The organism is Streptomyces sp. NBC_01669 (assembly GCF_026339735.1).
GTDB classification, from domain to species: domain Bacteria; phylum Actinomycetota; class Actinomycetes; order Streptomycetales; family Streptomycetaceae; genus Streptomyces; species Streptomyces yanii.
This window is the reverse complement of the sequence record NZ_JAPEQG010000001.1, coordinates 7951013-7972041: the sequence shown is the minus strand read 5'-3', so window position 1 is coordinate 7972041 and position 21029 is coordinate 7951013. Positions and strand designations below refer to the sequence as shown.

Below are 21029 nucleotides of genomic sequence, written 5' to 3'. Positions count from 1 at the left end.
GGGCGACAGGGGCGCTCCACCACCCCGCCTTGCGCTCCCGGCTGGGAAGATCTGGTCCCGGGCGGGGAATCGGTGCGCGATCATGACGGTCGGGGTGCCGGTTGACGCTGCCGAAGCGGGCTCTTGTGGGTGTGGACGTGGTGCGGGACCTCGGTCTGCCGGATCGGCGCGACGCGGCGGCAGCTGCGCTGGTCGCTCTGGGGAGTGATGCGGTACCGCCGCTGGTGGGGGAGCTGATGGACGAGGCCTCCCCGGTGGACCGGCGGGAGATCACAGCTGTGCTCGGGCGGATCGGGGGTGCGGGGTTCGATGATGTGCTCCAGGGCCTCCTCGACGCGCCCACCGAGGAGTCGCGCCACCGGGTCGGCTTCGCGTTCTCCCGGTACACCTTCGCGCGGAACAGGCATAGTCGCCCTGACCCCGTACGGCGTCTCCCACGGCGTGCCCGCAGGCGCGTACCGCATCTGAGAGGCTCACCGGATTCGCGGCCGGACCCACCGGCCCTGCCGGAATCCGGCGACCACGCCCGGCGTCATGGCGTCTCGTACATTGCCGGGCCGGATGGTTCGATCGGAGCCGGGAAGGGCGAACGGGCCTGCCAGGCACACGGCGTCACGCTCACCCGCTCCGGTCCCGGACTGTTCCACCACTGGTGGGAAGTGCCGGGGACAGCCGGGTGCGAAACCCACGGAACGAGGAGTGCTTGCCCTGAACGGACAGCTGCTGGCGGTCAGCGACCTGCACGTCGCCTACGCCGATAACCGTGCCATCGCGTCGTCCCTGCGTCCCGGCACCGACGCCGACTGGCTCGTCGTCGCAGGCGATGTCGCCGAGAAGGTCGCCGACATCGAGCAGGCGCTGAAGATGCTCAGCGAGCGCTTCACCAAGGTCGTGTGGGTCCCGGGGAACCATGAGCTGTGGACCCACCCGCGCGACCCCGTGGAGCTGCGGGGCGAGGCGCGGTACCTCCATCTGGTCGAGCTCTGCCGGAAGCTGGGCGTCGTCACCCCGGAGGATCCCTATCCGGTGTGGGAGGACGAGGAGGGGCCGGTGACCGTGGCGCCTCTCTTCGTGCTGTACGACTACACGTTCCGCGCACCGGGAACGACCACCAAGGAGGAGTCCCTCGCCTATGCCCACAGGACCGGGGTCGTCTGCACCGACGAGCACCTCCTCCACCCCGACCCGTACCCGACGCGCGACGACTGGTGCCGGGCGCGGGTACGGCAGACCGAACTCCGGCTGGCCGCCGTTCCGGAGAACCACCGTACGGTCCTGGTCAACCATTATCCGCTGGTGCGTGAACCGACCGATGTGCTGCGGTACCCGGAGTTCGCCCAGTGGTGCGGGACGGAACTCACCCGGGACTGGCACCGCCGCTTCCGCGCCGCGGCCGTGATCTACGGGCACCTGCACATTCCGCGGGTGACTCACTACGACGGCGTGCGGTTCGAGGAGGTGTCGATCGGCTACCCGCGCGAATGGCGGGCCCGCCCGCCGCGCACCCCGCTGCGGGTCGTCCCGTTGTCGTCACCCTCGACGGACCGGCGCGCGGCCGGGGAGAACGGGTGATCGCGGAGTGCGAGTGACCGGCGCATGCCGCCGACCGGCCGGACCGGCTCAGCAGTCCGGCCTGTGGTGGCGCCGACGGGCCGTCCGGGTCGCGGTGTCCCGGCGTTCGCGAGTCCCCGTACCGAAGTGAACGAGGTCGCGGTGGAACCGGCCGGGCATCCCGTCAGCACGGGCGTCAGCACAGTCCACTGAAACGGACGGACCGTCAGCCCCTGTTCGACACCCGCGAGTCCGATCGCATCGAAGGGGCACCAGGTCGCATCAACTGTTCAATTCTTGTACTCAACGGGCCGGCCCAGTGCCTGACCGCGCAGGCCCCGGACGCCTGGGTGCTGGCAGGCGCCCAGGCCGGCGTCGCGCACCTGCTCCGCCGCCTGCGCCGATCCCTCGGCTGGGATCCGGGGCGCACCTTCGGCTTTGCCTCGCTCGCCGCCCCGCACATGGTGGAATTCGTCGGCGTGGATGCCCTGGACGGTCTGCGCGGCGCCTCGGCCGACGGCGACACATGGGAGATCCGCCGCAACTGAAACCGCTCCCACGCAGCGGCCTGCGTCATGTCGTCGCGGTGACGGGAATATCCGGAGAGGCCCCCGCCCGGACGGTGGCCGTGCGCAGCGTCAGGACCATGGTGAGTCCGCCGCCGGGTGTGTCCTCGGCGGCCAGTGTGCCGCCCATCGCCTCGGTGAAGCCGCGGGCCACCGCCAGGCCGAGGCCCACACCCGAGCCGCGCGGGGCGTCGCCGTGACGCTGGAAGGGTTCGAAGACACGGTCCTTCGCCTCGTCCGGTATGCCGGGGCCGAGGTCCACGACCCGCAGTTCCACGCGGTCGCCCAGGGCGCTGGCCGACACCAGCACCGGTCTGTCCTCGGGGCCGTACTTGACGGCGTTCTCCACGACGTTGGCAACGGCCCGTTCCAGGAGCCCCTTGTCGACGGCGACCATCGGAAGGTCCTCCGGGATGTCGAGCACCGCACTCCCCTCGGGTACGCCTCCGAGCGCCATCGGGACCACCTCGTCGAGGTCGATCTCACGGATCAGCGGGGTGACGGTGCCGGTCTGCAGCCGGGACATGTCGAGGAGATTGCCGACCAGGTGGTCCAGGCGGTCGGCTCCGGCCTCGATGCCTTCGAGGAGTTCGGCCCGGTCCTGCTCGGACCATTCGATGTCGTCGGAGCGCAGAGAGGTGACGGATGCCTTGATGCCCGCGAGGGGCGTCCGCAGATCGTGGCTGACGGCGGCGAGCAGGGCGGTGCGGATGCGGTTGCCCTCGGCCAGCCCGCGGGCCCGCTGGGCTTCGTCCTGGAGACGCCGGCGGTCCAGGACGACGGCGGCCTGTGCGGCGAACGCGGCGAGCACCCTCCGGTCCTCGGCGGGCAGCACCCGGCCGGAGAGCGCAAGGGCCATGTCGTCGCCCACGGGCATGTCCACATGGGCCTGCTCGGGCCGGTCGGCCGGCCTGGGCCCGACGCTGCCCGCACAGGTCCACGGAGCGACCTCGCTCTCCCTCTCCAGCAGCGCCACGGACTCCATCGCGAAGGTCTCGCGGACCCGCTCCAGCAGGGCGTCCAGCGTCGTCTCACCGCGCAGGACGCTGCCCGCGAGGAACGAGAGGATCTCGGACTCGGCACGCAGCCGGGCCGCCTGATGGGTGCGGCGGGCGGCAAGGTCCACGACCGAGGCGACCGAAACGGCAACACCCACGAAGATCGCGATGGCGACGATGTTCTGCGGATCGGCGACGGTCAGGGTGTGGACGGGCGGGGTGAAGTACCAGTTGAGCAGGAAGGAGCCGAAGACCGCGGAGGCGAGCGCGGGTCGCAGCCCGCCGAGCAGGGCGGCGCTGACCGTCAGCGACAGATACAGCAGCATGTCGTTGGCGAGACCCACCTCGGGGGCGAGGCTGCTCAGGAGGACGGTGAGGAGTGCAGGTCCGGCCACCGCGGCCAGCCAGCCCCAGATGATCCGGGAGCGGCCGAGCCGGCTGCTCCTCGTCACCGGCAGTCCGCGCCCCCTGCCGACGGCGTCGTGGGTGACCAGGTGTACGTCGAGATCGGGGCCCGAATCGCGGGCGACCGTATCGCTGACGCCGGGCCCGAAGACGTACTGCCAGGGCTTGCGGCGGGACACGCCGAGGACGATCTGGGTCGCGTTGACGCCGCGGGCGAACTCAAGCAGCGCGGAGGACACGTTCTCGCCTATCACGTGGTGGAAGGTGCCGCCCAGGTCCTCCACCAGGGTGCGCTGGACGGCCAGTTCCTTCGGGGACGCGGAGGTGAGACCGCCGCTGCGGGCGATGTACACGGCAAGCACTTCGCCTCCCGCGCCCTTCTCCGCCAGCCGGGCCGCGCGGCGGATCAGGGTGCGTCCTTCCGGGCCGCCGGTGAGACCGACGACGATGCGTTCCCGCGAGCCCCAGATCTTCGAGACCCGGTGCTCGGACCGGTACTCCTGGAGGTATTCGTCGACCCGGTCCGCGGTCCACAGCAGGGCCAGTTCGCGCAGCGCGGTGAGATTGCCGGGGCGGAAGTAGTTGGAGAGTGCCGCGTCGACCTTGTCGGCCTGGTAGATGTTGCCGTGGGCCATACGGCGGCGGAGCGCCTGGGGCGACATGTCGACCAGTTCGATCTGGTCGGCGCGCCGGACGAATTCGTCGGGGACGGTCTCACGCTGCCGTACTCCCGTTATTGACTCGACCACGTCACCCAGCGACTCCAGATGCTGAATGTTGACGTTGGTGACGACGTCGATGCCGGCCTGCAGGAGTTCCTCGATGTCCTGCCAGCGCTTGGCGTTGCGCGAACCCGGGATGTTGGTGTGGGCCAGTTCGTCGACGAGGGCCACAGCGGGCCGGCGGGCGATGAGGGCATCGACATCCATTTCGGTGAAGGTGGCGCCCCGGTGGTCCAGTTCCTTGCGCGGCAGCTGCTCCAGACCCTGCAGCATCACCTCGGTGCGGGGTCTGCTGTGGTGTTCCACGAATGCGACCACGCAGTCCGTGCCGCGCTCGACGCGGCGGTGGCCCTCCGAGAGCATCGCGTAGGTCTTGCCCACGCCCGGAGCCGCACCGAGGTAGATCCGAAGCTTCCCGCGTCCCATGTGTCCCGCCCGATCCCTACGGCTCGAAGCGGTATCCCAGGCCCGGCTCCGTGATCGGATACCGGGGGGTGGGAGGCGTCCGATTCGAGATTCAGCCTCAGCCGGGCCATGCGGACCCGCGGATAGTTGGTCTTGTTGCTGCAGGACAGGTCCCAGACCTCCTGGAGCAGCTGCCGCTGGGTGATCGGCCGCCCGGGCTTGTCGATCAGGAACTCCCGCAGGTGCCATTCGGTCGGGGTCAGCCGTACGTCGCGCCCCTGCGGTCGGCTTTCCTGGCGCCCAGGTCGACGCTCCTCGATGCTGAACGGTTGGGTGAGGGAGACGTCGGCGCGCGCGTCGAGCGCCACGCTCGTCGCGTCGGGCGCGGTGTCGACGTCGTGGGCGCGCGCCCGCACAGTGATCACGAGAGCCTGCACGAGCTGGGGATCATCCTCCACCACGAGCAGCCGTGTCATGGGTGCCCGGTCGTGGCGCCGGCCGACGAGTACGCGGTCCGGGCTGCGGTCCCTGGCATGGGATTCCTCCTCGATGAGCCCGGGGACGGGACAGGGCCCCGGTGCGGGGAGGCGGGCCGGGGCAGTGGCTGTCACCGTATGCCCGGTGACCAGGGGCTCCGCCCTCCTTGACGCGATACTGACGGCCATCGGGGGTCCGCTGACGGGATACTGACGCACCCCTGGTACTCCGGCCACCGATCGCGTTCGCCCCCAGCCGTCGGGCGGGTGACAACGTGCTGGATACTCGCTCCTCGTCGTACGGTCGATCGGCAGGAAGAGCACGCACATGACTGGCATGCAAGGGCCCGCCCCGGTCGGGTCCGGGCAGGGGCGGGGACAGACCACGCTGCAGCGGCGGCGCGGATGGCGGCCCTGGCTGCTGGACGGGCTGAGCGAGCAGACCGCACGGCACGCCGAGCCCCGAGCACAAGGGGCACACCTGGTGGAGGGTCATGTGCCTCACCGGTGTCGACTACTTCTCCACCCTCGGCTACCAGCCGGGCATCGCCGCACTCGCGGCCGGGCTGCTCTCGCCGCTGGCCACCCTGGTGCTGATCGCCCTGACCCTGCTGGGGGCGCTCCCCGTCTACCGCAGGGTGGCCAAGGAGAGCCCGCACGGCGAGGGCTCGATCGCCATGCTGGAGCGCCTGCTGCCCTGGTGGGCGGGGAAACTCTTCGTCCTGGTGCTGCTGGGGTTCGCCGCCACCGACTTCATGATCACCATCACGCTCTCGGCGGCGGACGCCTCCGCACACGTCGTGGAGAATCCTTTCGCCCCGCACTGGCTGCACGGCGAGAACGTCTGGATCACTCTGGTCCTGGTCGCCGCCCTCGCTGCGGTCTTCCTCAAGGGGTTCCGTGAGGCGATCGGCATCGCGGTGGTGCTCGTCGCGACGTATCTGCTCCTCAACGTCGTCGTCCTGGCCGGCTCCGCCTGGCAGATCCTCACCCACCCGGTCAGGATCGGCGACTGGACGGACGCGATGACCCTGGAGCACTCCTCACCGCTGGCCATGATCGGTGTCGCACTGCTGGTCTTCCCGAAGCTCGCGCTCGGCATGTCCGGATTCGAAACCGGTGTCGCCGTCATGCCCCAGGTGCGCGGCGACGCAACGGACACGTACGAGAATCCGGCGGGCCGGATCCGCGACACCCGCAAGCTGCTCACCGCCGCCGCCGTGATCATGAGCTGCTTCCTGCTGCTGTCCAGCCTCGCCACGACGATCCTCATCCCACAGGACGAGTTCAAGAGCGGCGGCGCGGCGAACGGCCGCGCACTGGCGTACCTCGCGCACGAACATCTCGGCGAAGCCTTCGGCACTGTGTACGACGTGTCGACCATCGCCATCCTCTGGTTCGCCGGAGCCTCCGCACTTGCCGGGCTGCTCAACCTCGTACCGCGCTATCTGCCGCGCTACGGGATGGCGCCGGAGTGGACGCGTGCGGTGCGGCCACTGGTGCTGGTCTTCATGGCGATCGCGGTGTTCATCACCGTCTGGTTCAACGCCAATGTCGACGACCAGAGCGGCGCCTACGCGACGGGTGTGCTGGTGCTGATGCTGTCGGCCTCCTTCGCGTCTGCCGTCGCCGTGCAGCGCCGCGGCAACCGGTGGGCCATGATCGGCTTCGGTACGATCACCGCGGTCTTCGCATACACCCTGGTCACGAACGTGGTCGAGCGGCCCGACGGCATCAAGATCGCCTCGCTGTTCATCATCGCCATCCTGCTGACATCCTCCGCCTCGCGGATCCACCGCGCCTTCGAGCTGCGCGCCGCGGCGGTGACCTTCGACGAGAACGCGGTCCGGCTGATCGACGAGGCCGCGGCGGCCGGACCGCTCCGGATCATCGCCAACGAGCCGCAGGAGCACAGCACGGTCGCGTATCGCGCGAAGGAGTACAGCCAGCGCGAGCAGACCCATATCCCCGACGGCCGCCCCGTGCTCTTCCTGGAGGTCTTCATCCAGGACTCCTCCGACTTCACCGCCACGGTGGCCGTGCACGGCGACGAGAAGCACGGAGTGCGCAGGCTGCGCATGGAGAGCGCGGTGGTGCCCAACACCATCGCGGCCGTCCTGATGGAGCTGCGCGACCGCACCGGCCAGGTCCCGCACGCCTACTTCAACTGGACCGAGGGCCACCCGGTCAGCCATCTGCTGCGCTTCCTCGTCTTCGGCGACGGCGAGGTCGCCCCGGTGACCCGCGAGGTGCTGCGCCGGGCGGAGCCGGACCCCGCTCTGCGGCCCCGCGTCCACGTCGGCTGACCGTGGGCCCGGCGGCTCCCGCGCGTATCCGACCGGCCCCCCATACGGCGCCTCGGTGAGAGATTCTGCCCGTGGACGGCGCATTCCCCTGAGCAGTGCGTCGGGGCGCCGGCGCGCTTCCGGTCGTCCCGACGGCCGACACCCCAGATGATGATAGAGAGGACATGGCGCGAAGTGGGACGTTTGTCCCGACGATTCATTCGCGACAGTGGAGGTGCCATGGACGGCGACACCACGATGGGTGACGAGGTCTACCAGCCGGACGGCTCGGAGGTGCAGGACGACGCCGGGCTGCTGGACCCGGCCGACACCCTTGACGACAGGGCGGGCCAGGACCCGCTCGACACAGGCTATTCACCCCCTGAGCGGCCATGGGCCGTGGAACACCATGGTGTCACTGCGGCTGAGCAGCGAGAGGGAGAAAGTCTCGACCAGCGCCTCAGCGAGGAGGAGCCGGACGTGTACGCCCCGGACGGGGACGGGATCGGTGATGTCGTCGACACGGACGGTGAGATCCGTGACGGGGAGGTCGGTGATCTGCGCGCGGGGCGACTGGTCGCGCCCGACGAGGGCGCGCACGGAGACGATGAGAGGTGCATGATCGCCCTCGACATGGGAATCGACGGCGCGGCGGCCTCCGCCGAGGAAGCGGCGGTCCATGTGGTCCCCGACCAGAACAACCAGTAGGCCGGCCCCTCGTAGGGGCAGCCCGAGCGCTGATGCCCGTGCCCAGGCTCTCGGCAGAGTTCGGACCATGCGCGCTCGATCCTGTCGCTATGGAAGAGGGAGACGATCCACGTTCAGTGAACGCGGTCGATGAAATCGGAGCGCAACATCTCAAACCTGTCCTGTGAATCGTCAGTGATTCGCCGATGCGCCTCGCCACCCACCCTCGCAGCCGTTCCGCCCCGGCCTCCAGGACCGTCAGACTCCGCCCCCGGAAAACGGTTGAATCGTCGGGCGCGCGGTCACCGAGGACGACCGAGTGCGCAATGAGCGCGATGAACGGGAAGACGATGACGTCCCCCACATCCACGTCCGGGCGCCGACCGCCCATGGCCAGATAATCGAAGTGGCATATGTCAGTGCCATCACCACACCGAGCAGGAACGCTGTCGGCCCGACACGTCGCGACTTGTCGGCCACCTCCATCCCCCCTCTCGGCACAATCAGCAGCGCCGCCGTTCCCGTATCCCCCAGGCCTCCCGGGGCCGCGACCGCCCGATTCCCTCGCTCCGCGACAGCAGCAGCCGTCACACCTCTGTCACAGCGGAGAGCCCGTGACCACGACAGCGGCCCCGCAAAATCCACCTGCCCCTGCCACCCGTGTCGCCTATCGTCAACCTGATTCCTGGCGGAAGCCTCGGCTCGGCCAGGACGAGGACCAAGACGTGGAGGATGATTGTGCGCTACCGCGAGCTGGGGCGAAGTGGACTGTCCGTGTCCGAGATCGGTTATGGCGCGTGGGGCATCGGTGAGTCCAGCTGGGTGGGTGCCACGGAGGACGAGTCCGTACGGGCCCTGCACCGCGCCATCGACCTCGGCGTGAACTTCATCGATACCGCCCGCGGCTACGGCGAGAGCGAGCGGATCGTCGGCCGGGTCGTCCGTGAGCGGGCCGGCGACGAGGTACGCGTCGCGACCAAAGTGCCGCCGAAGAACCGCACGTGGCCGGCGCCGAACGGCCTTGACCCGGCAGAGACGTTCCCGGGCGAGCACATCCGCGCAAGCCTGGAGACCAGCCTGCGGACCAGCGGCCTGGACCACTTCGACGTACTGCAGTTCCATGTGTGGAGCGACGACTGGGTCGGCCGTGGCGACTGGCTGGAGACGATCGCCGAACTGAAGCAGGAGGGAAAGATCCGCCTGTTCGGCGTCTCCATCAACGACCACCAGCCCGACAGTGCACTCGCACTCGTACGCAGCGGCGTCGTGGACAGCGTGCAGGTCATCTACAACGTCTTCGACCAGGCGCCCGCCGACACGCTGCTGCCGGCCTGTGAGGAACACGGCGTCGGTGTCATCGTGCGGGTGGCCCTGGACGAGGGCGGCCTCACCGGTCGGATCACCGCGGGCACGACGTTCCCCGAGGGTGACTGGCGCAACCGCTACTTCCGCGATGACCGCCCGGCACAGGTCGAACAGCGGGTGGCCGCGATCGTCGCCGACCTCGCTATCGCCCCCGATGAGATCGCCGAGACCGCGTTGCGCTTCGTGCTGAGTTCGCCGGCGGTTTCCACCGTCATCCCCGGCATGCGCACCGTTCGCAACGTCGAGCGCAACACGGCCCTGAGCGACGGGCGGCCGCTCACCACCGACCAGCTCGCCGTGCTGGCCAAGCACCGGTGGCAGCGCAACTTCTACTCCTGATCCGCGGGCGGGCGTCGCCCGCCCCGGCATGCGAACCGGCCCGCGGAAGCGATTCCACGGGCCGGTTCGCCTCCCTCTGCCGCCTTGGATTCGAAGCCGCATGACGCCGCTCGCTCATCCACTCTCTATCGTGCACCAGGTCGCCAATGGCCTGTGGCCGTCCACCAAGCATGTGCTCAGTGGACGGCCACAGAGTGACGCGTCCCGCCGACCGGCTTCTACCGGTTCGCGGTCTGGGCCGTCGCATACGCGCGGGCCCAGTCGATGAACTCGTCCGCGAGCGGATAGTCCGTCTCGACCTTCTCAAACAGCGGTTCCAGGTCGGCCGGGGCCACCTGGTCCACGTTCAAAAGGACCTCGGCCCAGCCCGGTGGACGCCGGCGGCGGATGTCCGGCGCCGGGTCCTTGATTTCCGCGAGCAGTGCGGCCCGGTCGAGCAGCCGCCGCATCCGGGGAACGGTCTCCTCGCGCAGCATCCGGGTCAGTTCACGAGCGCAGCCTTCCGGCTCGATCCCTGCCCCGTACGCCCAGTAGCTCCGGGCCGGCATGTCCGCCCCGGGCTCCTGCGCGACCGCGACCGGCGGGACCAGCTCCCACTCGACCACGGCCTCGGCCGGGAGCGCGGGCCGCTCTCGCGCCTGCTCCCAGTGCTTGCGGTACAGCCAGCCGCGCTGGGGAGCCAGGACGATGGAAGCCCTGACGAAGAAGACTTCCCGCCGCAGGTCGATGCGGTACGGATGGAATTCCAGGAGGGCGCAGTCACCGTGGGTACCTGCGAGGCGGAACACCTTGCCGTCCTGGGTGAGCCCTTCTTCCTTCGCCACCGGCACGACGTAACGGCGTCGCCAGGCACTCTGCGAGATCAACTCTTCTCCTTCTGTTCCCATGTGTCTCGCATCATGCTGCCAGTTCGAACATCGCGGCGGTGACCCCCACCGTGACCGCGGTGCCGGTCGCGGCGGCGCCGCCCTCCACCCACAGGGGGAGAGTCAGCACGGCCATCGGCACGAGGAGCGGCCAGGCGCTGGACCCGTTCGCGGGCTGCGGTAGATGCCCCAGACCCGGCTGGTAGGCGATACCGGGGTAGTCACCGGGGCCGGGGCCCGCACTCGGCGTGGGCGTCGGCTGCGACTGGTTCTGCTGGGAGGCCAGCGCGGGGCTGGACGTCAGCACCTTGTTGAACTTCTTGTTCTGCTGCTTTCCGTAGATGACGGCTCCTTCGGCGGGCCCGACGACCTTGTCGCCGGTGGTGGCCACGTCGTACGGACCGCCGATGGCCCAGCCGAGGACGGCCTTCTCACCGTTGGCCTTCAGCCGGTCGACGTACCACTGCGCCTCGGGAACGGCCTTGGCGGCCTGGCCCGCGGACTTGACCTCCCACACGAAGTAGATGTCGGTCTTCTTGTCGTGGCCGAGGATGTCGATGTATCCCGGGTTGGGGCAGTACGCGGTGGGGTCACCCATGCACTTCTTGCTGCCGTTGGCGACACTCGGACCCTGGATGACCTCGAAGTCGGCGACCCCGAGCGAGGCCGCCTGCTTCTTGATCTCGCCCGCGGCCACGGCCTGCGCCTGGTTGTGGGCGTACGTGAAGTCCTTCGCGTGCTGGAGCCCCAGCGCCTTCCGGGCCGCCTTGGCATCCTTGATCATCTGGCGGATGGTGTTCCACATGTCGTCGAACGGGAACCCGAAGTCGTGGCCGTCGAGCTCCACGAAGCTGGTGGGGTTGCCGCCCGCGAACGCGTACCGGTTGCCGGTCATCGGGTCGGTGCCGAGGTCCATGTCTGCGAGGGCACCGTTGTACATGTCTCGCGTGGTGAACCGGTTCAGACCCGGGTTGTAGTCCCGGAACCCCATGTCGTACGTACCCGAATTGGCGTCCCAGCGCTTGGAGTTGAAGCGGTAGGGGTTGTACGCCTCCTTCGTCGGGTCGGCCGTGTCGGGCTTGTCGACGCCGGTGAACTCGTCCTTGTCGTCGGACCCGTAGGCGGTGTAGCCGTACGTCGCCTTGGCGTCGCCGTCCTTGGTGGTGACGGACTCGACGTCGGTGTGGCTGTTGTAGCCGTAGTAGCCGTCCTCGCTGGTCCCGTCGCTGTTCTTGGTGACCTGCGAGAGCCGCTCGCCCCAGGGGGTGTACTGGTACGCCTTGGTGATCTTGCCGGCGACGTCCTCATTGAGGACCTCGTCGGACAGACCCAGATAGGTGAAGCCGGTGGTCTTCCCTTCTGCCGTCTTCGACGACGTACGGTCCAGCGGGTCGAAGGTGTAGCTGGTGGTCTTCAGCGCACCCGTGTCGACCATCTTGCTGGACTCCACGACATGGTCGAACCCGTCGTAGGCGCTGCGCTCGATGACCTTTCCGCCCGAGGTGACCGACTCCTGGCGGCCGAACGGGTCGTAGTTGTAGCTGAACGAGGTGCCGCCGGTGGAGGCCGACAGCAGCCTGTTGCGGTCGTAGGTGAAGGTGGACGAGACGCCCTTGACCGTCTGTGAGACAACATTGGCGTTGTCGTCGTGGACGTAGCTCTCGGTGCCCGCGCCATTGCCCGTCTTCACCGCGGAGGTCAGCCGGTCGGCCGGGTCGTAGGTGAAGTCGGTGGTGGAGTCGAGGTACGCCGCGTGGTTGTCTGCGTTCATCTTCTTCGCGACATCCTGCGCCTTGTTGCCGTTGGCGTCGTAGGTATAGGCGTGCGAGGAGACGAGCGTCCCGTTGGACTTCTTCTCAGCCGTGCTCTTCGGCGAGCCGTTGAGGAAGTAGCTGTAATCGACGGTGTTGCCGTTGGCCTTGGTCTCCTTGAGTTTGCGGCCGTTGTCGGTGTAGGTGTAGCCGGTGACCTTCGGGCTCGGGTCGGTCGCACTGTCCCCGACGGAGACAGACTTCGCCAACTCCCGTTCGTCATAGGTGTACTCGGCGAACTGATCGGGGTGGCTGACTGTCTTGAACTGCCCGTTGACATCGTAGGTGTAGGAGGTGGACTTCTTCTCCTGCCCGGCGAGCGCCTCGGTGACCTTCTGGACCTGGTTGAGTCCGGTGTAGGTCATCGTGTAGGCGTCGATCCTGGCCCCGGACGACGTGTCCCCGATCGAGGTCATGTTGCCGTTGACGTCGTAGGTGTAGGTGTACGACTTCTGCTCGGTGTCCGTCTCGCCCGTCGTGTCGCGTACCAGCTGCACACCGTCGGCGACGACCGCGCCCGCGCTGTTCTGGAACAACTGGAGCTTGCCGTCATTGCCCTGCTTGAAGCTGTACGAGCCGAGCGAGACCCAGTTGTCGGTTCCGGTGTTCTGGTCGAGCGTCCTGTCGTGCGGACCCGCGGAGTCGGTCACCGTGTACTTGGCGGCCGTGGCGGCGCCCGTCACCTTCGGGAACTTCACATACGCGGTGTACGTGCCGTCCTTCGGGATGTTCAGGGTCCAGGTGAAGGCATCGGTGCCGGCGCCGGAGGCGTGAACCTGGTGGTCGTAGCCCTGCTGGCCGACGACGTCGCCCTTCGTCCAGGTTCCCGTCGACGACACGTTCTGGGTGTCGGTGTTGTCGACCAGAACCACCGACTTGCCGAGCGGCACACCGTCGTCCGACTTGGACTTCAGCTTGCCGTCAGGGAAGTAGTCCCACGTCATGGTGCGGTCGGAGGAGCCGCCCGCCGAGGTCAGCGTGCGCTTGGTCTGCTCGCCGAGCACGTTGTAGTCGTACGTGGTGACGATGTCCCACGGGTCCGTCGACGACCTGGTCCAGCCGTTGTCGAAGTAGGTCATCGTGCTGTCGTTGCGGACCGTCTGGCCCTGCGACGGCGGCGCCGACACCTTGGAGACCCGGCCGACCGCGTCGTAGGTGGTCTGCGTGTAGACGTCCGCCTTGTTGTAGCGGGAGTCCGTGGAGCTGTACGGCTGGTACTGCTTGACCGGCCGGTTGAGCGCGTCGTACTCCGTGCGTGAAGTGAAGTCGTCGGCGTTGGTGGTGGTCTCCACGCCACGCGGCGAGATGACCTTGGTGGTGTTGCCGACCTGGTCGTACTCGAACTTGGTCGAGCGGTAGGTGACCGAAGGCCCGCCGGAGTAGGGAACCTTGACCTCGGTCTGCTTGCCCCGCTCGTCGTAGCTGATGTACGAGGTGTTGTTCTCCGCGTCCGTCGACTCGACGACCCGGGAGTCCTTGTCGTACTTGCGCGACATGGTCTTGCCGAGCGCGTCCGTGATCGTGACGACCCGGTGGTTCAGGTCATAGCCGGTGATGGCCGCGTAGTCGTCCGTGGCGGCGGTCGCGTTCTTCTTCGGAGAGATGGTCTTGACCATGTTCCCCGCGGGGTCGTACTCGTAACTGATCTTGTCGCCATCGCTGTTGACGACGGACATCAGCTGGTAGATCTCGTTGTAGTTGTCGGTGGTGGTGTACGAACCCGCCACCGCGCCCGCCACATTCCCCTTGGGCTCGGTGGTCGTCCGCAGGTTGCCGACCTTGTCGTAGCTGTAGGTCGTGGTCCGGGGCTCCTGGGTGCTGGTGTCCTTCGGCGCCGTCGAAGACTTGACCTGATCCGCGGCGTCGTAGACGCCGGTGGCGACCGCACCGTTCGGCGACGTCGACTGGATCACGTTGTCATTCGCGTCGTACACCGGGGCCGGGGTCGTGATGAGGACGCCGGTGTCCTGGTTCTGCGGAACTGTGCCCGCGAGCAGTCGCCCGTAGACGTCGTATGCCTGCGTCTTCTTCTTCCCCAGTGCGTCGGTGACCTCGGTGACCCGGCCGGCCACGTCGTACGTGAACCGGGTGGCCTTGCCGAGCGGATCGGTGATCGTCGCCGGGTAGCCGTCGGCGCCGAAGCCGCTGTTGACGGTGGCGTTGCCATTGGCATCGGTGACCTTGGCGAGTTCGCCGTAGGTGTCGTATTCGTAGGAGACCGTGTAGTCGCCGGCCGTCGAAGTCGCCACGCCCTTGGGGTCGGTGACCGACTTCAGGTTGCCGAAGGAGTCATAGCCGAACAGGTAGGCGTGGCCCTCGGGCGAGGTCTTGCGGAAGATGTCGGCCGAGTAGCCGTCGAGCCGCGTCTGGTACTCGTACTTCGCCGCGTTGGCCGGGTAGGTGCCCGGTGCGCAGTCGCTCGACGGCGGGACGCCCGCCTTGTTGTTCTCGGCGTCGCGCTCCCACAGCGGGTAGCCGGTCTTCTGGTCGTAGCAGTAGGCCGTCTTGGCGCCGTTGTTCTCCTCCAGGTAGGTGACGTTGTTGTCCGCGTCCCACGCCAGCTTGGAGTACTGGCCCTTGGCGTTGGTGGTCTGGACCGCTCGGCCGAAGTCGTCCGTCACATAGGTCGTGGTGTGCGCCTCGGCGTCGGTGACCTTGGAGTCGGTGAACTTGGCGTTCCCCGCGTTCACGGCGTACGTGAAGCCCGTGCTGCCCTGCAGCCGGTCCGTGATCGTCTTCGTCCACCAGTGGTACTTGGGGTCGTCCCCGGTCTGCGGCGAGAAGTAGTCGAGCGACGTCGCGTTGCCGCGCGGGTCGGTGACCTTGACCAGCTTGACGTTCTTGTTGCCTTGGGTCGCGTCGTAGTCGAGGACGAAGACCTTCGGCTGGGTGGAACCGGCGCCGTCCGTCAGCTTGGTCAGCAGGCCCTTGTCCGAGTACTCGAAGGTGACCTTCCGTCCCGAGATGTCGGTCATCGACTTGACGTGGTCAATGATCTTCGGGTTGCTCGAGTCGGTCTTCGAGTAGTACTCGACGGTCAGCGACTGCCGCCCGGCCGGGTCGGTGATGTAGATGAGGAACTTGGTCGGCTTGTTGTTGGACTTGCGCTCCTCGTATGTGTACGTCTGCGTGTTGCCGTTCTTGTCGACAACGGATGTCATGTAGCCGTCGCAGCCGAACAGGAAACGGGTGCCGTCGGGACGGGTCATCGTCCAGGCGTCAGGGATCGGATCCTTCGCCGGAGTGCAGTCCAGGTTCGCCTTGGGGGTGAGCTTGTAGTGGACTCCTGCCGGGGCCTTCCAGGTCCCGTCCGGCTGCTTGCTGAAGATGTGCGTCGTGCCGTCGCCGTCCGGGAGGCGGATCTCCGTCGGGTTCGGGTTGGGGTGGAAGTCCAGGGGCGCACCCATCCGGATGGGGCCCGCCGCCTGTGCGGACCAGCCTGCGCCGAGGACCGTGTCACTGGTGTCGAGGGAGTTGTAGGCGAAGCGGGCGAAGGTGTTCAGCCCACGGCCGGGGTTGGTGAAGGCGTTGTAGGACCACACGCTGTTACCGGAGGCGAGGTTGTTCATGACCGTCGAGCCGGCGCCCGTGTTCTTGCCCGTGTAGGAGTAGAACTTCTCCAGGCCCAGCGAGTTGGAGGTCGGGTCCTCGACCGCCACGTTCTGCTTCAGCGGCGGAATGCCCCCGGTGCCCGCCGACAGCCAGGTGCCGTCGGAGATCTTGCGGACGTCCCAGCCCAGCACGTAGTCGGTGCGCTTGTTGCCCTCATCGGAGTTGATGGGGGTCTTGACCTGGGCCTGGATGGTAGCGGACTTGCCCGGCAGCAGGGCCGGAACGGCGGTCCTGAGCTGGTTGCCGCCGGTGGTGACGTCCGTGCCGTCGGGCAGCTTCCAGGTGTAGGACAGCTCGCGCTCACCGGCCGCCCACGCGGTCGCGGTGGTGTTGGTGACCGTGAAGTCCACCGTGTAGGTGGAATTCGGCGTCATCCGCGCCGGGGTGGTCGGCGCGTAGTACGTGTCCTCGGTGGTCGAGTCGACGTAGATGACCTGCATGTACGGCCGCAGCTGCGGGTCGGCTGCCTCACCGGACAGGAAGAGGGTGCGTTCCTGGGGTCCGGTGGTGGTCTCGTCCTTGAGCTTGACCGCGACGCCCTTGTTGGAGGTGGGGGTCTTGACCCAGGACTGCATGAGTCCGGTGGCGTCCCACCAGTGGCGGCCGACGTCGCTGACGGTGGCGACGGTGTCGGAGACGGTGGCCGACATGTCGCCGCCGGCTGCGGTCCATGCGGTGGTGGCGTTGGCGTTGTTCCAGGTGGCGGTGGTCTCGTCGAAGTCCTTGGTCAGGGCGTGGAGTTCGTAGATCGCGCCGTCGGTTCCGGTGGTGGTCTCCGCGCCCCACATGTACATCTTGTTCTCCAGCACGGTGGCGGTGGAGGGGATGCCGGTGGTGGGGAACTTCAGGACGGCGCGGGTCTTGCCGTAGGTGGTGGAGTTGTTGCCGACGCTGAGCCAGGTCTGGCCGACGCCGAAGGACTGGATCTTGTCCTGGTTGACGGTCGGCTGCTGGGAGGACAGCGTGGTGTCGGTGACACCTCCCTGACCGCCCTGGATGATCTTCATCGTGCGGCCGGCCTTCGGGATGCCGACCGTCCTGGTCGGTGAGCCGAGGAGCTGGCCGTCCTTGGTCTTGACCGCGAGCTGGTAGTAGTACGACTTCCCGATCTCCGCCGAGCTGGAGTCCGGGGTCGGTACAGCGGTGGTGTCCGTGTAGGTGGTCGCGGCCTTGTCGACCGGTGCGACCAGGGTGGCCGCCGACGGGGTGAAGACCTGCTGCGTGGAGCGGTGCAGCTGGTACTCGACGATGTCCAGGTTCGTGTCGCCGGTTGCGTTGGTGTACTTCGGCCACGACAGCTCAGGACCGGTGGAATGCACCACGGTCGGCGAGTTGAGGGTGGTGCCGACCTTGCCGTACGTCACCGTCAGCCGGGGAATCGTCGAGGTCTCACCCCCGTACACGCTGCCGTCACCGGCCTCGTAGCGCGGACCACCGGTCGGCGTCGCGGCCAGCGTGTCGTCCTTGGCCTGCAGCACAAAGCCGTAGTTCGTCGCAGTGCCCGACACCCACTTCTGGACGGTGTCGGTGACCGGGAAGTTGTGCCACTGGTTGTACTCACCGGTGTTCTTCACGATCTGGCTGGGGTTGACCAGACGGACCGAATCCGCGAGCGTCCGCGTCGTCGACGAGCCGGTGTCACCGAGGACGATCTTGCCGGTGTTGCCCTTGGCGAAGTCGTACTGGGTGGCATCCAGGGTCTTCCACGTACCGGCCGTGCCCGTCTGGTCGACCGTGTAGTTCTTCGTGCCGCCGTTGTACGTCACCGCGTACGGGGCCGCGGTCGCCGCGTCCGAGGCCGCCGGGTAATGCACGTCCACGCGGTAGGTCGCGGACTCGGCCACCTGAGGCTGCCAGGTGTACGTCTCACCCGTCGCGGTGTTCTTGTTGTACGCGAAGTCGTCGTTGGTCGCCGCCCCGCCGGTCGTGGTCCCCCGGGGCCACTCACCGACCGCCGCGGTCCCCACGTCCCCGTCGTCCTGCTGAACCGTCGTCCCCGACAACTCACCGACCAGCGCCGAGGTGTTGGACCACGTCGCCGTCGTCTCGTCCCACGCACCGGTCGCCCGGTGCGCCTCGATGGTGACATCGTTGGCATTGGTGGTGTGCGACTGGTCGAAATACATCCCCAGCCGCGCGTAGTCGACCTTGACACCCGACGGGATCTCCGTCAGCGGGAACTTCACCAGCGAACGCGAGATACCCGTGTCGGTCTTGCCCGCCGACATCTTCCAGGTGTTGTTGAAATTCACCGCTGGCTGGTCCGACAGGACCATGGTGTCCTGCGAAGCCGCCGGTGACGGCGCGATCGTGATCGTCGGGTCGATCACCACCGGGTACTGCCGCGCCTTCGACGCAAGCCACTTCGCGTCCGGGGTGACCGTCAGCTTCCAGCCCTTGCCGTCCCGGCTCAGCTTCTGACGGACCTTCGTGGAGTACGTGCCACCGGTCGGCGACAGCGCATCCTTCTTGGCATCGGTCATGTACGGCGCCGGAATCACCAGCACCGGAGTGTTCGGCAGCTCACCGAACAGCGCGACCGACCCGTCCTTACGGGCCTTCGGGACCAGTCCCTCGGTGTCCAGCGTGAACGTGTACGACACCGGCCCCGGCGGCGCGGCGTCCAGAACAATGTTCTCCTTGACCTGCCCCCGGCCCACCACATACTGCAGATCAGCACCGGCAGCGGCGTCCTTGTACGTGACGGTGTCGCCCTTGGCGTGCGGCGTCAGCCCGCCCTTCGCACCCTCCAGGCCCAAGGTGACCGAACGGCCGTCCGGAGCCTTGAAACGCACCAGCTTCTTCGCGTCCGAACCGAACCACGTACGCCCGGTGTTGGCCGTGTTCGCGAAGTCGAAACCCTTGTCCTCCGTGGCACGCACCGACGTGTCGATCGGCTTCCACGACGTCCCGGACCGGTACGACAGAGGAACCGCCGACAGCTCGGCCTCCACCCGCCCGTCCGACAACTGCCAGAACCGCGCCTGCGACGTACGCCGCCCCGTCAGCTCCTTCACCCGCTCCGGCTTCGGAAGCTTCTTGCCCTTGGAAAGCTTCTGACGGCTGGGTATCTCCAACGTGCCGCCGACAGGCGCCTTGGACTCTTCGTGATCACCGTCGGAGAACCACCCGGCGATGGTGTCCACGACACCTTTGTCATCGTCCTTGGCTGACGATACCGGGGCCGCATACGCGACCTGCGGCAGCAACGTACCTGCCACCGCCGACACAATCAGACAGGAGAGATATCTCCTGTACGGAACTTTCACGCCTTTCCCTCTCTGCTTCTCTGCGCATTTCTGCGCATGCGAGCCACGACCGAAAGGAAAAGGTGCACGTTCAGGGCAAACCACTGGTCAGCGGCGCACCGAGAGACACCTGTCCCCTCACTCCGACAGAAGTCGACCGTGGCGGCGTGATTCATATCGGGTGACCATTCGGCCCGTCAACCCTCGTAACATTCCAGACACTTGACCCTCGGCCCGAACGATATTCGCCCGATATTTCCGTCCGCTCGACTGTGTGGATTCGGATGGTGTATAACCCCGAGTTCTGCACCGAGTACAACCACTCAAGGAACACGTACCGACCCGAAAGCCGGACTGCCATGTCACCTACGGAGACACCGAAAGCGACCGACGGCGCCGAGGCCGATGACGGCTCCGGTTCCGCCGAGGCGGCCGAACCGGCCGGGACTCCTGCGGTCGTCACAGCTGCGCCGAAGGCGGAAGAGAGCGCCAACGGATAGCCTCCGTCGTGCGTTCTGGGAACCTCACCGCCTCGCAGCCGCGGTGGTCATCGGCCTCCCTGCTGCCCCCGCCGCATCCACGTCCACCACCGGTTCGGGCAGCGTCCGGACCATTGCCATCCCGGCACCGACCCCGGCCCGCACGACGAAGCCCTTCAGCATGGTCGGCGTCACCTGGAACGATCGAAACGCTCAACTCGGCGGTACAGCACAGGTACGCACCCGGGCGGACGGCAATGGGGCCGGCCGACGTCCGCTCGACACCGATGTGCGCCCCCCGGCAGTACAGGGGCGAAGCGCTAGTGTGGCGGCCATGTCCGGGGCGGATCAGGCAGGGGTTCCACGAGTGTCGGACGACGTGGCAGACGTCGTCGTGGTGGACGGGCAGGCGCAGTCCTACAGCGGCAATCTTCATGAAGAGCTCAAACTGGTTCTCGTGATCGACTCCGGGTTCACCGTGCGCAGGCGTGGCACGACCTTCCGGGCTGCCCCCGGCCAGTTGATCGCCCTTCATCCGGACGACGCGCATTCCGGGACGCCGGACGACTTCGGCCGGGCACGCTGGCTCATCATGTGTGTGTCACCGTCGTTGATCACCGAGGTCACCGCGTCCGAGGCCGTTCGGTTCGGGGATCCGGTGATCTCGCACGGCGGGCTGGCCGGCCGCTTCCGGTCCGTACACAGCTCCCTCCACCGGCCTTCGGAGGATCCCGGTTCCGCGCTGAGGCGGGAGACCGAGGTGCTGGAGTTCGTCTCGGCGCTGGCGCGGCACTCGTACCGTGCCGGGGCCGACGGAGACGGGACGGGCACGGCGCGGCGCGCCCCCGAGGTCGCACGTGAGTATCTGCGGGAGAACCTGGCCCGCAATGTGACGCTGGACGAGCTCAGCGTGGTAACGGGGGTGAGCAAGTACCGGCTCGTACGCGTGTGTACGGCGTGGTTCGGCCTGTCTCCGCACCAGCTGCATCTGCGTCTCCGGCTCGATCGGGCCAGGGTGCTGCTCCGGCGCGGCACAGGGATCGCCGAGGTCTCACACGAGACGGGTTTCCACGATCAGCCCCATCTGACCCGTGTGTTCGCCAAGGCATACGGGGTGACCCCCGCCGTGTACCAGTCGACCTATCGGGGTACGGCGTGGACGGACTTGGCCCCGCGCTGATCCGGATGGCGGCAAGAACGTGCAATACGCCGGG

10 protein-coding genes and 2 pseudogenes are annotated in these 21029 nt (G+C 67.7%); 7 read left to right on the top strand and 5 right to left on the bottom strand.

Translation table 11 applies throughout. The annotated features are described in order from the left end of the window. Positions 1-80: 80 nt before the first annotated feature. Positions 81-407, bottom strand: a complete 327-nt coding sequence (locus OG972_RS35790; protein WP_266988668.1) for a hypothetical protein — start codon at positions 405-407, stop codon at positions 81-83. A gap of 292 nt (positions 408-699) precedes the next feature. Between OG972_RS35790 and OG972_RS35785 the strand changes: the two genes are divergently transcribed. Both OG972_RS35785 and OG972_RS35780 read left to right on the top strand, forming a co-directional pair. Further along, positions 700-1572: a metallophosphoesterase gene (locus OG972_RS35785; RefSeq protein WP_266988667.1), complete on the top strand. Its 873-nt coding sequence runs from the start codon at positions 700-702 to the stop codon at positions 1570-1572. 329 nt (positions 1573-1901) lie between these two features. Then, on the top strand, positions 1902-2099 hold the full coding sequence (locus OG972_RS35780) for a hypothetical protein (RefSeq protein WP_266988666.1): 198 nt from the start codon (positions 1902-1904) through the stop codon (positions 2097-2099). Between the two features lie 25 nt (positions 2100-2124). Here OG972_RS35780 and OG972_RS35775 read toward each other — a convergent pair whose 3' ends face one another. Together OG972_RS35775 and OG972_RS35770 are read right to left on the bottom strand one after the other, a co-directional pair. Continuing rightward, positions 2125-4668 carry a sensor histidine kinase KdpD gene (locus tag OG972_RS35775; protein ID WP_266988665.1) on the bottom strand — a complete coding sequence of 848 codons (2544 nt, stop codon included), beginning with the start codon at positions 4666-4668 and terminating at the stop codon, positions 2125-2127. Positions 4669-4684: 16 nt separating this feature from the next. Further along, positions 4685-5123, bottom strand: a pseudogene (locus OG972_RS35770) (winged helix-turn-helix domain-containing protein). Between the two features lie 337 nt (positions 5124-5460). Between OG972_RS35770 and OG972_RS35765 the strand changes: the two are divergent. From OG972_RS35765 to OG972_RS35755, 3 genes and pseudogenes are all read left to right on the top strand, one after another. Continuing rightward, positions 5461-7429, top strand: a pseudogene (locus OG972_RS35765) (amino acid transporter). A gap of 219 nt (positions 7430-7648) precedes the next feature. Beyond that, entirely contained in the window at positions 7649-8116 is a 468-nt protein-coding gene (locus tag OG972_RS35760; protein ID WP_266988664.1) for a DUF5709 domain-containing protein, read from the top strand. Positions 8117-8833: 717 nt separating this feature from the next. Continuing rightward, on the top strand, positions 8834-9799 hold the full coding sequence (locus tag OG972_RS35755) for an aldo/keto reductase (protein ID WP_266990920.1): 966 nt from the start codon (positions 8834-8836) through the stop codon (positions 9797-9799). Positions 9800-10017: 218 nt separating this feature from the next. Here OG972_RS35755 and OG972_RS35750 read toward each other — a convergent pair whose 3' ends face one another. Continuing rightward, entirely contained in the window at positions 10018-10665 is a 648-nt protein-coding gene (locus tag OG972_RS35750) for a hypothetical protein (RefSeq protein WP_266988663.1), read from the bottom strand. 31 nt (positions 10666-10696) lie between these two features. Then, complete coding sequence (locus OG972_RS35745; RefSeq protein ID WP_266990918.1) at positions 10697-18364, bottom strand: DNRLRE domain-containing protein; 7668 nt, start codon at positions 18362-18364, stop codon at positions 10697-10699. Between the two features lie 1331 nt (positions 18365-19695). On the opposite strand from OG972_RS35745, the gene OG972_RS35740 reads away from it, so the two are divergent. Together OG972_RS35740 and OG972_RS35735 are read left to right on the top strand one after the other, a co-directional pair. After that, positions 19696-19836 carry a hypothetical protein gene (locus OG972_RS35740; RefSeq protein ID WP_266988662.1) on the top strand — a complete coding sequence of 47 codons (141 nt, stop codon included), beginning with the start codon at positions 19696-19698 and terminating at the stop codon, positions 19834-19836. Positions 19837-20182: 346 nt separating this feature from the next. After that, positions 20183-20995 carry an AraC family transcriptional regulator gene (locus OG972_RS35735; protein ID WP_266988661.1) on the top strand — a complete coding sequence of 271 codons (813 nt, stop codon included), beginning with the start codon at positions 20183-20185 and terminating at the stop codon, positions 20993-20995. Positions 20996-21029 lie beyond the last annotated feature (34 nt).

What these genes read in the sequence shown, in the direction of transcription:
- OG972_RS35790 (WP_266988668.1), bottom strand. Translation starts at nt 407, where the DNA reads ATGCCTGTTCCGCGCGAAGGTGTACCGGGAGAACGCGAAGCCGACCCG.
- OG972_RS35775 (WP_266988665.1), bottom strand. Translation starts at nt 4,668, where the DNA reads ATGGGACGCGGGAAGCTTCGGATCTACCTCGGTGCGGCTCCGGGCGTG.
- OG972_RS35760 (WP_266988664.1), top strand. Translation starts at nt 7,649, where the DNA reads ATGGACGGCGACACCACGATGGGTGACGAGGTCTACCAGCCGGACGGC.
- OG972_RS35745 (WP_266990918.1), bottom strand. Translation starts at nt 18,364, where the DNA reads ATGGTCCTGTCGGACCAGCCAGCGGTGAATTTCAACAACACCTGGAAG.
- OG972_RS35740 (WP_266988662.1), top strand. Translation starts at nt 19,696, where the DNA reads ATGTCACCTACGGAGACACCGAAAGCGACCGACGGCGCCGAGGCCGAT.